Raw genomic sequence first — 11,592 nt, 5'->3', positions numbered from 1 at the left:
GCTGCAAAATGATTTGCGGCTCTTTTTTTTAAATCGAATCCACCTATTCATTTGATGAACATGCCCAAAGTTCAAACCCTTCTGCCAAAGAGAAACGCCAATTCAGATGACCTGAAAATGCAAAAACCGCCCCAAACAGGCGGTTCATATCGTTATTTTTTAAACCATCAATAAATATTGAGCGGTAGGCTGCGATCACCCAGAATGATAGGATCAGCAGCCACAATGCCATCATTGACAATGACTGATGTCGTCTTGACGGAGCCGGTGACGGCATTGAGGTGTCCCCATATATAGACCAGCCCTATCGGAGAGGGTTGAATTCTGGTCGGTTTGCCCATCAATGCAATCACTTCTCTTTCACTCATGCCCTGCCTGATTTGCCGGGCGTTGGTCCAGCTGAAATTATTACCGAAACAGCCTGCCAATGTGACGGAAACAAGGGCAGCCAAAAACAACTTCTTCATTTATTATTCCTTTTATCATACAACAGTGTCGATTATGACATTATGCTTTAACGGCAATGCAATTGCAACCAGCCGTCATAACCGATGGCTTGCCGATATAAACAGGCGTATAGTTTGAGATATTGCAAACCCATCATCACCATCCAAGGAGTCCAAACCATGAAACCTGTTTTGTTTGCCGCGCTGATTTCCTGTTTTTCCGTTGCTGCCTATGCGGCCTGCACCGACAGCCAGCAGCAGTGTGTGATTTATAAAAACGGCAATGTCGCGGCTGAAGGCGGCTGTTCGGTCAACAAGTGTCAGAATGCCGATGCGCAGGTGTTGAAATGGAAGCTGAAAAACGGTAAAGGCGTAACCGTCGAAATCGGGAAAAACGGCAAGGTTTTGGTGAACAAAAAACCGGGAGCGAAGGCGAGCAACAGCAACGCGGCGGGCATGGGCTTGACGTGTTATGCCGCCGATGCGGACAAGCGTGAGCAGTTCTGTTCAACCAATTATTAATACAGGATTGGCATGAAAAAGGTCGTCTGAAACCTGAAGCGGTTTTCAGACGACCTTTTGTTTGAGCGTATCGTTATCAGCGTTTGACGCCGCTGAGCCTTGCCCAGCCTTCGTCGATTTCGGCGGGTTCGATGTTGAACCATTGGCGGTAAATGTCGCTGAGTTCTTCGACTTGTTCGTCCAGCAGACCGGATAACACGATACGTCCGCCTTGTTTGGTGCGGGCGGCGAGCATTTCGCCGAGCATGCGAAGGGGGTTGGCGAGAATGTTGGCGACGACGATGTCGAATTGTCCTTGCGGCAAACCGTCGGGCAGGTAGAACTGTGCATCGACGTTGTTTTGTGCGGCGTTGTCCTTGCTGGCGCGGATGGCTTGTTCGTCAATATCGACGCCGACGGCAGAACCTGCGCCGAGCTTGAGGGCGGCGATGGTCAGGATGCCGGAGCCGCAGCCGTAGTCGAGGACGCTTTCGCCGCCTTTGAGTTGTGTGTCCAGCCACTTGAGGCAGAGGCGGGTGGTCGGATGGCTGCCGGTACCGAAGGCAAGGCCGGGGTCGAGCTGGAGGTTGACGGCGTTGCTGTTGGGCGCTTCGTGCCAAGAGGGGGTAATCCACAGGCGTTCGGAAATTTGGATGGGGTCGAACTGCGCTTGGGTCAGGCGCACCCAGTCTTGGTCGGCGAGGATTTCGCTGGTGTATGCCAAGTCTTTCAACCCGCATGCTTGGCTGGCGGCTTGAATCATGGCTGCGGCATCGTCGTTTTCACCGAACAAGACGATGACTTTGCTTTGCTGCCAGATTTGTTCGGTCGGCATACCGGGTTCGCCGAAGATGGCTTGTTCGTTTTCGGTGCCTGCGTAGGCGTCTTCGATGGCGGCGGAGAGTGCGCCGTGTTCCATCAGGGCATCGGCGAGACGTTCGGCGACGGCGTCGTTGACGTTGATGGTGATTTGTTGATAGGACATGGTGGGCTTTCTCGGTGGGGTCGTCTGAAATTAGGAAATGGCGGTCAAATACGCGATGTTGGTCGTTTGCGGTATGTTTCGGCTATTGGCGTAACAGTGTGATTGAATCGTTTTTCTGCCTGAACACGTTTTTTTCTTGCGTGAAATGGCGGCGGACAGGCTTACTCAGTCATAATTCTAGGCTTGTCGGCAATCGCGGTTGTATGCCCGAAATCAGAATTCAACCTGTCTGAAAAAAGGTCGTCTGAAAGCCATATGGTTTTTCAGACGACCTTCGACTATCCAAGCGGGACGGTTTTATTTGTCCTGTTTGGCTTTGCGTTCTTCCAGCCAGTGTTCCAGATAATGGATGCTGACGCCGCCTTTTTCAAAACCGGGGTCGCTGAACAAATCGCGGTGCAGCGGGGTATTGGTTTTGATGCCGGTCACGGCAAGCTCGGCGAGGGCGACGCGCATTTTTGCCATTGCCTGCTCGCGGGTTTTACCGATGACGCAGACTTTGCCGATCAGGCTGTCGTAGTACGGCGGGATGCGGTAGCCTTGGTAAATGTGGCTGTCCACGCGGATGCCGAAGCCGCCGGGCAGGTGGCAGCTTTCAATCAGGCCGGGGCTGGGGATGAAGTTGTACGGGTCTTCCGCATTGATGCGGCACTCGAAAGCATGGCCTTCGATGTGGATGTCTTTTTGCTTGTATTGCAAAGGCAGGCCGCCGGCAATGCGGATTTGTTCCTGTACGATGTCCACGCCGGTAATCAGCTCGGTAACGGGGTGTTCGACTTGGACGCGGGTGTTCATTTCGATAAAGAAGAACTCGCCGTTTTCATACAGGAATTCAAACGTACCTGCGCCACGATAACCGATACGTTTGCAGGCGTCGGTACAGGCTTTGCCGATTTTTTCGCGGGCTTTTTCGTCGATGAAGGGAGCGGGTGCTTCTTCGATGACTTTTTGGTGGCGCCGCTGCATGGAGCAATCGCGCTCGGCGAGGTAGATAGCGTTGCCGTGTTCGTCGGCGAGCACTTGGATTTCAACGTGGCGCGGGCGTTGCAGGTAGCGTTCCATATAGACCATCGGGTTGCCGAACGCCGCGCCTGCTTCGGCTTTGGTCATTTCGACGGATTTGATGAGGTCTTCTTTTTTCTCGACCACGCGCATACCGCGTCCGCCACCGCCGCCCGATGCTTTGATAATCACGGGATAACCGACTTTGTCGGCAGTTTTGAGGATTTCGGCGGGATCGTCGGACAGGGCGCCGTCCGAACCGGGAACGCAAGGTACGCCCGCTTCAATCATCGCGTGTTTCGCGGAAACTTTGTCGCCCATCAGGCGGATGGTTTCGGCGCGTGGGCCGATGAAGATGAAGCCGGATTGTTCGACCTGTTCGGCAAAATTGGCGTTTTCGGCAAGGAAGCCGTAGCCCGGGTGGATGGCATCCGCGCCGGTAACTTCTGCGGCGGCGATGATGGCAGGGATATTGAGATAGCTTTGTGCGGAAGCGGCAGGGCCGATGCAAACGGATTCGTCGGCAAGTTTGACGTGCAGACTGTCTTTGTCGGCTTCGGAATGCACGGCGACGGTGGCGATGCCCATTTCACGGCAGGCTCGCAGGACGCGCAGCGCGATTTCGCCTCGGTTGGCGATTAATACTTTTTTCAGCATGATGACCTTTCCTGTGGTTTCAGACGACCTGCTTGTTACCTTTTGCCCAACGCATTGCGGATTTTTTCATCGGTCTTGTATTGGCTCAACGCGTACACCGCCCACATGGCGGCAGGAATCCAGCCGATTAAGGTGAATTGGAGAATCAGGCAGATGATGCCCGCAATCGGACGGCCGATGGTGAAGAATACGGCGAAAGGCAGGAAGATGGCTAACAGCAGGCGCATGGTGGAAATCCTGAGTTGGAAAGCATTTCAGACGACCTGCCCGCAATCCGGAAGGTCGTCTGAAAACGAATTATTCGATGATGAAGAGCGGCTCGCCAAATTCCACAGGCGTACCGTTTTCCACCAGAATTTCTTTAACCGTGCCGGATTTCTCGGCTTCGATTTCGTTCATCAACTTCATCGCTTCGATGATACACAGCGTATCGCCGGCTTTGACTTGCTGACCAACTTCGACGAAGGCGGCGGCATTCGGGCCGGGCGCGCGGTAGAACGTACCGACCATAGGCGATTTTTGCGCGTTGGACAGGTCGCGGGCGGCAGGCGCTGCGGGAGCGGGGGCTGCTGCTGCGGCAGGAGCGGCGGCGGGTGCAGGGGCAGGCACCGCAACTTGGGCGGGTGCTGCATAAACGGGAGCCGGAGCGGCGGTGGCGCGGGTGATGCGGACTTTTTCCTCGCCTTCGGTCACTTCGATTTCGGCGATACCTGATTCTTCTACTAAATCAATCAGTTTTTTTAATTTGCGCAAATCCATTTTCGTTCCTTTACGATACGGCCCAAATGTCGTGAAGCGGCCGTGTTTGTTGCGTGATATTTCAGAAAACAACCGGCCTGCGGCAACGGCGCAAGCCGGACGGTATTGGGTTGCATAAAGGGCATTCGCAGGAGCAGAAACCCCGTAAATGAATTTGACTATTTTCCCGAACTTGCCGATAAATGTCTAGCAAAATCTCGAAAAAAGGCGGTTTTTGAACAAAACGGGCAAATTCGGAGATTTCGCCCGAATGCGTATTTTTTTAATGAGTGTTTATTCTAATTTGTTGGTTTATGAAGGGAAAAGGTCGTCTGAAAAAAGCCAAAGTGCGTATAATGACCGCCTGACAAAATTTGTAAGCATCAAAATAAGATTATGGACATTTCCGATTTCGATTTCACCCTGCCCGACCGATTAATTGCCCAGCATCCGCCCGAAGTACGCGGCAGCAGCCGTCTTTTGGTCGCGCTGCCCGATATGCCGCTGCAAGACCGCGTGTTCGGCGATTTGCCTGATTATATTGAGGCGGGCGACGTTTTAGTGTTCAACAACACCAAAGTCATGAAAGCGCGGCTGTTCGGACAAAAAGAAAGCGGCGGCAAAATCGAGGCATTGATAGAGCGCGTTTTGGACAACCACACCGCGCTGGCGCACATCCGCTCGTCCAAATCGCCCAAGCCCGGCACGAAGCTGATTTTTGAAGGCGATATTTGTGCCGTCATGGTTGAGCGTGCGGACGAACTGTTTTGCCTGCGCTTTGAAGGCGGGCAAACCGTTTACGAGCTGCTGGAGCAAAACGGCCATTTGCCGCTGCCGCCTTATATCGAACGCGCTGCCGGCGCGGATGACGACACGCGCTATCAAACCGTCTATGCCAAACATCAGGGCGCGGTCGCGGCGCCGACGGCAGGTTTGCATTTTACAGACGAGCTTTTAGGTCGTCTGAAAGCCAAAGGTGTGGAAACGGCGGAAGTCACCCTGCACGTCGGTGCGGGAACGTTCCAGCCTGTGCGCGTGGACAAAATCGAAGAACACAAAATGCACAGCGAATGGTTTGACGTACCGCCCGAAACCGTCGCCACCATCGAAGCCGCCCATGCGCGCGGAAACAAAGTTTGGGCAGTCGGCACCACTTCCATGCGCGCCCTTGAATCCGCCGCGCGCGAGACAGGCCGTCTGAAAGCGGGACAGGGCGACACGGATATTTTTATCACGCCGGGCTACCGCTTCCGCGTCATCGACCGCCTGATTACCAATTTCCACCTGCCCAAATCCACGCTCCTGATGCTCGTCAGCGCGTTTTCGGGCATGGAACACATCCGCGCGGTGTACCGCCATGCGGTCGAACATGAATACCGTTTTTTCAGCTACGGAGACGCGATGGTTTTGGGGCGCTCGGAACCTTAAAAATCTCTGAAGAAAAACGTCGTCTGAAAACGATTCAGACGACGTTTTTTTGGGAAGGTTTATAAAGTGGGCAATCTGCAATACATAAAAACCGATTATGCCCAATCTGTCCAAACCGCCCCACCCTGTTCATACATGCGATTCAAACCTCTGCCGGTTGAAAACCAAATCAAATTCATAGCCTTCCAGCACTTCCCTGATTTGCTTGACTTCTTCGGGCATCAGCACGACTTCTGTATATTGTGAAATATATTCCGCAAAATCAGAGTCTTCCGTAACGTTGTCCGGCATCATGGTTTGAAATTGGCAATTACCCGGAAAAACCACCACCGAAGAAAACGCCCGCGTCGGCAGGTGGAGCTTCTCGGACAAAATCCGAATGTATTGCTGGTTTTTCAACAAAGGATTGGGGAACAGCGTCTTGCTTTTGTGAAACTTCTGCGTCCACATCCCATTGCCGTCGTCGCCCCAAATCCTGCCCTGATAATTCGGCGTGGCAACCACGAAAATCCCGAAACAGGACACATAAACATAATCAATCTGTTCATGCTGCCCGTCCCGATAAATATCCAAGCCGCGAAACTCATGATAGACAGATTCGTCCAAGCTGCAATCCGCACGGACATTGACGGCGAAACGGCTGATAAATTGTTTGACAGGCGTATTTTTAGACAGGCAGGTTGCCAGCACAAATGCCGCTGCACAGCCCGTCAGCACAAGACCGCCCGAAGACAGAAAGTCGGTATCCATAAATGATATTTTCCCGCAAATACTGCCGCTCCTGCATGAACAGCACTCCCCATACCCCATACAGACGGCAAAAATGTTATTTTTTATAATGTATTAGCTTATTTATAATGCTAATGTAATTTTTTATGATTATAACGCAATTTATATTATTTACAATAAAAAATACCATTTGTATAAAATTTACACCGCTTATCATTTTTTGAATCAGTCATTCTTCAGACTGACATTGCCTGACCGTTTCCATCCCTTCACTTTCCAAATCCAAAAAATCTCCTGATTATTCAATCTCAAGCATTCATCATAAATTAATCCGAAACCGACGCGCAAATCTTCAAAAACCCAATCCCGCTACAAAAATAATCTGTGACATCAATCCGCCACACCTCTTTAAGTGTCGGCAAAATATCACACTCCCCGACAGCCCTTCCCTGCCTCTGTTTTCAGACGACCCCAATAATATTTCCAACCTCCCAACACAGTTCCCAAATACGACACCGCCGATAACACTTTGTATAGAAATAGTTTCTTTAGTTTTTATAAACAAAAAAATAAAATGAGAACCTTTATCCACATTCCAAAAACATATTCACCCGATTCGATTACTGTCTCAAAAGCTGGCGAAACAACAATTATTTACGATAAATTTTAACGGACATACTCCTTTTTCACGCTGCTTGCTTTATACTTACCCGATATAAACGGTTGAATTTACGGATAAACGCAAAAAGAATCAAACTCATTTTGCCCTACCGTTTCAGCCCCTAAAAACCAATCTTATTGATAAAGAAAGCCTCACTATGGAAACCAAACGTCTCTCTTCCCTTCTCAAACTCATCGCCAACCCCGACCGCATGACCATTTTGTTCATGCTGATGGACAGCGAACGCAGCATTGCCGAATTATCCGAAGCGCTCGGACAGCCTGCGACTGCCGTTTCCAACCATCTCGCGCGCCTGCGCTCCGAAGGTTTGATCGATTTCACCCGCTACCACCGCATCATCGAATACCGGCTGGTATCCGAAGAAGCCGCCGTCATCCTCGATACGCTGCGCAATTTGGAAAACCGTAAAGCCGCCTAAAGGCTGTTGAGCCTTGTTTTCTCAAACGGATTTTTGTTTCAAAACCGGCAGCCGCCGAAATTCCCTGATGTTACAATAGCGCCCCGTTTACCCAACAAAGCGGTTTTCATGAACCGCTTTTGTTTTGTCCTTATTTTGCCCGAAAAGCCCGAAACGCTTTTCAGACGACCCTCACACACGGAATCCGCATGAAAATTACCACTTGGAACGTCAATTCCCTCAACGTGCGCCTGCCGCAGGTGCAAAACTGGCTTGCCGACCATCAGCCCGATGTCCTCGTCTTGCAAGAACTCAAGCTCGACCAAGACAAATTTCCCGCCGCCGCCCTGCAAATGATGGGCTGGCACAGCGTTTGGAGCGGACAAAAAACCTACAACGGCGTCGCCATCATCAGCCGCAGCGAACCGCAAGACGTACACGTCGGCCTGCCTACCCTGCCCGACGACCCGCAACGCCGCCTCATCGCCGCAACCGTCAACGGCGTGCGCGTCATCAATGTCTATTGCGTCAACGGCGAAGCCCTCGACAGCCCGAAATTCCAATATAAAGAACAATGGTTTGCCGCATTGACTGAATTTGTCCGCGACGAAATGACGCGCCACGAAAAACTGGTTTTGCTCGGCGACTTCAATATCGCGCCCGCCGATGCCGACTGCTACGACCCCGAAAAATGGCATGAAAAAATCCACTGCTCATCCATCGAGAGACAGTGGTTCAAAAATCTGCTGGATTTAGGCCTGACCGACAGCCTGCGCCAAATCCACCCCGAAGGCGCGTTTTACACTTGGTTTGACTATCGCGGCGCGATGTTCCAACGCAAACTCGGACTGCGCATCGACCACCAGCTCATCAGCCCCGCCCTGTCTGCCGTGTTGAAAGACGTTTATGTCGATTTGGACGCGCGCGCGCAAGAACGCCCGAGCGACCATGCGCCGGTTGTGGCTGAATTTGATTTGTAAGGCGCAATCTTTAAAAAAGGTCGTCTGAAAACTTCATTTTTAGGTTTTCAGACGACCTTTTGCTATTCGTTTCTGGCTCGAAGCCGACTCTACATCGTGAAACGTAAAATGCCTAAATCGGACATTTCACTTGCCGCTATTCCAACGTTCCACCTACTACCCGCGCGCCCAACGCTTCCTTCAAAGGCAAAGCGTTCAAGCGTTGCAAGGTCGTCTGAAATTCGGCGAACGGTATCGGTTCCGAACCGAAACGATGCATATGCAGGGTATCTTGCTGACAGTCAATCAACTCGATGCCCAGTCCGGCAAGAAACGGAACGGCTCGCGCAAAGGCGATTTTGGAGGCATCCGGCTCAAGGGCGAACATGGATTCTCCGTAAAACACCCGTCCGATTTGTACGCCGTAAAAGCCGCCCGCCAGTTTCAGACGACCTGTTTCATCGGGATAGAAACATTCAAACGAATGCGCATGACCCAAACGGTGCAGCTCGGTATAAGCGGCTTGGAATTCGGGAACAATCCATGTGCCGTCCTGACCGGGGCGCGGAAAGGCGGCGCAATGCGCAATGACGGTTTCGAAACATTGGTTGACCGTTACCCGATAGGGTTTGTTGCGCAAGGTTTTCGCCAACGAACGCCCGATATGCAGATTTTCAGGCACGATGACGGCACGCGGATCTATGGTATGCCAAAAAAACCAGCCGTCTTCGCTGAACCACGGGAAAATCCCCTGCCGATACGCCGACAGCAGCCGTCCCGTATCCAAATCGCGGCTGATACCGACCACGCCGTCGCATTCTTCCAGCGCGGAAAACGGATCGGGGAAAGTGTAATCATTAGGGTAAAGCAAGGGGATACTCATTAAAAATCCTAAGGTATAGTGGATTCACTTTAAACCGGTACGACATTGCCGCCGCCTTGTCCTGATTTAAAGTTAATCCACTATATTATTCTGATTTACAGCGGCATGATGTTCATGTTCCGCAAAAAATTTCAGACGACCCCAAATTCTCATCCGAGGTCGTCTGAACATCAAACATCTTTTAAAACGGGAATCAGCGTTTGCTCTTCGCTTGGCATTCGCCGCACACGCCGTACATATAAAGCGCATGGTCAACGATGCGGTAGCCGTTTTCTTCCGCGATTTTGTCTTGCAAGGCCTCGATTTCGGGATTGTGGAATTCCGTTACCTCGCCGCATTTCACGCAGACGATATGGTCATGGTGGTCGCCTTTGTCCAATTCGTAAACCGCCTTGCCGGTTTCAAAATGGTGGCGCTGCAAAATGCCTGCCTGCTCGAACTGGGTCAACACGCGGTAAATCGTCGCTACGCCGATTTCCACACCTTCTTCCAGCAAAATACGGTACACATCTTCGGCACTCAAATGCTCTTCAGCATGCGACTCGAACAAATCCAAGATTTTCAAACGCGGACCGGTAACCTTCAAACCGCTGTCTTTCAATTGCGCAATATTGCTGAATTTTTCCATAATATTCAATATCCCTGTGAAGTAATAGACGTTATAATACGCAATTTCAGCCCGCTTGCCCACTATTACGCCATAGCGGTTTGCAATAAAACCACAAGTTTTGTTTGCATACAAACGATAGCCGGCTGAAATTATAATCAAAGAGATGATTATCGTTTGCTTTTTCAAAAAATTCAAGCAATGATACCCTTCCACCCGAATTCGAACAGAAAGGCATATCCGTGAACAAACCCCTCTGTCTTGCCCTCGCCGCCCTCATCGGACTTTCCGCATGCAGCGCCGAACGCGTTTCCCTGTTCCCCTCCTACAAACTCAAAGTCATCCAAGGCAACGAGCTTGATCCCCGCGCCGTCGTCTCCCTCCAAGCAGGCATGAGCCGCGACCAAGTCCAACTCCTGCTCGGCACCCCGCTGCTGCGCGACGCATTCCATGCCGACCGCTGGGACTACACCTTCAATACCAGCCGCAACGGCATCATCAAAGACCGCAGCAACCTCACCGTTTATTTTGAAAACGACGTCCTTGTCCGCGCAGAAGGCGATGCCATCCAAAAATCCATCGAAACCCTCCAAGCCGAACAAAAAGCAGCCCAAACTGCACAATAATCATTAAGGAAACCGCATGAGCGCATTGAAAATCGCCATCGCCGGCGTCAACGGCCGCATGGGGCGCGTACTGGTTGAAGCCGTCAACAATCATCCCGACACCGTCCTCTCCGGCGCACTCGAACATTCAGGCTCTGAAGTCTTAGGCTTGGACGCAGGCTTCGCCTCCGGCATCAAAACCGGCATCACCATTTCAGACGACGCTGACGCCGTCCTCGCCCAAAGCGACGTACTCATCGACTTTACCCGCCCAGAGCCGACCCTGAAACACCTGCAAAAATGCGTTGAAAAAGGCGTCAACATCATCATCGGCACCACCGGTTTCGACGACGCAGGCAAAGCCGCCATCCGAGCCGCAGGCGAAAAAACAGGCGTCGTCTTCGCCGCCAACTTCAGCGTCGGCGTCAACCTCACCTTCCACATTCTCGACACCGTCGCCCGCGTCCTCAACGAAGGCTACGACATCGAAATCATCGAAGGCCACCACCGCCACAAAGTCGACGCCCCCAGCGGCACCGCCCTGCGCATGGGCGAAGTCATCGCCGACGCACTCGGCCGCGACCTCAAACAATGCGCCGTTTACGGCCGCGAAGGCCACACCGGCCCGCGCGATCCGTCCACCATCGGCTTTGCCACCGTCCGCGCAGGCGACATCGTCGGCGACCACACCGCCCTCTTCGCCACCGACGGCGAACGCGTCGAAATCACCCACAAAGCCAGCAGCCGCATGACCTTCGCCGCCGGCGCCGTCCGCGCTGCAGTTTGGGTCAACGGCAAAACAGGTTTATATGATATGCAGGACGTTTTGGGATTGAAAAACAGCTAAAGCCGTTTTCATCCGCATGACACAAAAAGGTCGTCTGAAAAATGTTTTTCAGACGACCTTTTCCTACAACCCCATCCAAACATCAAACAGTTCTTTTATAGTGGATTAAATTTAAATCAGGACAAG

The 11,592-nt window shown here is 52.0% G+C and carries 14 protein-coding genes; 6 read left to right on the top strand and 8 right to left on the bottom strand.

The window, feature by feature from the left end:
- Positions 1-167 precede the first annotated feature (167 nt).
- Positions 168-467 carry a membrane protein gene (locus tag HMPREF3277_RS12035; protein ID WP_003766302.1) on the bottom strand — a complete coding sequence of 100 codons (300 nt, stop codon included), beginning with the start codon at positions 465-467 and terminating at the stop codon, positions 168-170.
- 159 nt (positions 468-626) lie between these two features.
- On the opposite strand from HMPREF3277_RS12035, the gene HMPREF3277_RS12030 reads away from it, so the two are divergent.
- Complete coding sequence (locus tag HMPREF3277_RS12030) at positions 627-968, top strand: hypothetical protein (RefSeq protein ID WP_009312778.1); 342 nt, start codon at positions 627-629, stop codon at positions 966-968.
- A 76-nt stretch (positions 969-1,044) separates the two neighbouring features.
- Here the strand turns inward: HMPREF3277_RS12030 and prmA are convergent, their stop codons facing one another.
- The 4 genes from prmA to accB form a co-directional block, all read right to left on the bottom strand.
- Positions 1,045-1,932 (bottom strand): 50S ribosomal protein L11 methyltransferase, encoded by an 888-nt coding sequence (gene prmA, locus HMPREF3277_RS12025; RefSeq protein WP_070871257.1) that lies wholly within the window; start codon positions 1,930-1,932, stop codon positions 1,045-1,047.
- Positions 1,933-2,229: 297 nt separating this feature from the next.
- Positions 2,230-3,591, bottom strand: a complete 1,362-nt coding sequence (accC, locus tag HMPREF3277_RS12020) for an acetyl-CoA carboxylase biotin carboxylase subunit (protein WP_003780279.1) — start codon at positions 3,589-3,591, stop codon at positions 2,230-2,232.
- Positions 3,592-3,626: 35 nt separating this feature from the next.
- Positions 3,627-3,818: a YqaE/Pmp3 family membrane protein gene (locus HMPREF3277_RS12015; protein WP_003741645.1), complete on the bottom strand. Its 192-nt coding sequence runs from the start codon at positions 3,816-3,818 to the stop codon at positions 3,627-3,629.
- 70 nt (positions 3,819-3,888) lie between these two features.
- Complete coding sequence (gene accB, locus HMPREF3277_RS12010) at positions 3,889-4,350, bottom strand: acetyl-CoA carboxylase biotin carboxyl carrier protein (protein ID WP_003757188.1); 462 nt, start codon at positions 4,348-4,350, stop codon at positions 3,889-3,891.
- 375 nt (positions 4,351-4,725) lie between these two features.
- On the opposite strand from accB, the gene queA reads away from it, so the two are divergent.
- On the top strand, positions 4,726-5,757 hold the full coding sequence (queA, locus tag HMPREF3277_RS12005) for a tRNA preQ1(34) S-adenosylmethionine ribosyltransferase-isomerase QueA (RefSeq protein ID WP_070871256.1): 1,032 nt from the start codon (positions 4,726-4,728) through the stop codon (positions 5,755-5,757).
- A 129-nt stretch (positions 5,758-5,886) separates the two neighbouring features.
- Here the strand turns inward: queA and HMPREF3277_RS12000 are convergent, their stop codons facing one another.
- Positions 5,887-6,507 (bottom strand): nuclease-related domain-containing protein, encoded by a 621-nt coding sequence (locus HMPREF3277_RS12000; RefSeq protein ID WP_003780289.1) that lies wholly within the window; start codon positions 6,505-6,507, stop codon positions 5,887-5,889.
- A gap of 797 nt (positions 6,508-7,304) precedes the next feature.
- Here HMPREF3277_RS12000 and HMPREF3277_RS11995 point away from each other — a divergent pair.
- Positions 7,305-7,586 (top strand): ArsR/SmtB family transcription factor, encoded by a 282-nt coding sequence (locus HMPREF3277_RS11995; RefSeq protein ID WP_003766347.1) that lies wholly within the window; start codon positions 7,305-7,307, stop codon positions 7,584-7,586.
- 188 nt (positions 7,587-7,774) lie between these two features.
- On the top strand, positions 7,775-8,545 hold the full coding sequence (xth, locus tag HMPREF3277_RS11990; RefSeq protein ID WP_070871255.1) for an exodeoxyribonuclease III: 771 nt from the start codon (positions 7,775-7,777) through the stop codon (positions 8,543-8,545).
- Positions 8,546-8,681: 136 nt separating this feature from the next.
- On the opposite strand, the gene aat is transcribed toward xth, so the two are convergent.
- Both aat and fur read right to left on the bottom strand, forming a co-directional pair.
- Positions 8,682-9,407, bottom strand: coding sequence for a leucyl/phenylalanyl-tRNA--protein transferase (gene aat, locus HMPREF3277_RS11985; RefSeq protein ID WP_070871254.1), 726 nt, complete (start codon positions 9,405-9,407; stop codon positions 8,682-8,684).
- 193 nt (positions 9,408-9,600) lie between these two features.
- Positions 9,601-10,098, bottom strand: coding sequence for a ferric iron uptake transcriptional regulator (gene fur, locus HMPREF3277_RS11980; RefSeq protein ID WP_003766333.1), 498 nt, complete (start codon positions 10,096-10,098; stop codon positions 9,601-9,603).
- A 158-nt stretch (positions 10,099-10,256) separates the two neighbouring features.
- Here fur and HMPREF3277_RS11975 point away from each other — a divergent pair, with 158 nt between their 5' ends.
- Together HMPREF3277_RS11975 and dapB are read left to right on the top strand one after the other, a co-directional pair.
- Complete coding sequence (locus tag HMPREF3277_RS11975) at positions 10,257-10,640, top strand: outer membrane protein assembly factor BamE (RefSeq protein WP_003757199.1); 384 nt, start codon at positions 10,257-10,259, stop codon at positions 10,638-10,640.
- A gap of 16 nt (positions 10,641-10,656) precedes the next feature.
- Complete coding sequence (dapB, locus tag HMPREF3277_RS11970; protein WP_070871253.1) at positions 10,657-11,466, top strand: 4-hydroxy-tetrahydrodipicolinate reductase; 810 nt, start codon at positions 10,657-10,659, stop codon at positions 11,464-11,466.
- Positions 11,467-11,592: the final 126 nt, after the last annotated feature.

It is taken from the genome of Neisseria sp. HMSC70E02, from assembly GCF_001838645.1.
In the GTDB taxonomy this organism is placed as follows: domain Bacteria; phylum Pseudomonadota; class Gammaproteobacteria; order Burkholderiales; family Neisseriaceae; genus Neisseria; species Neisseria macacae.
The sequence above is the reverse complement of the archived record's forward strand: the minus strand, read 5'-3'. Positions and strand labels throughout refer to the sequence as shown.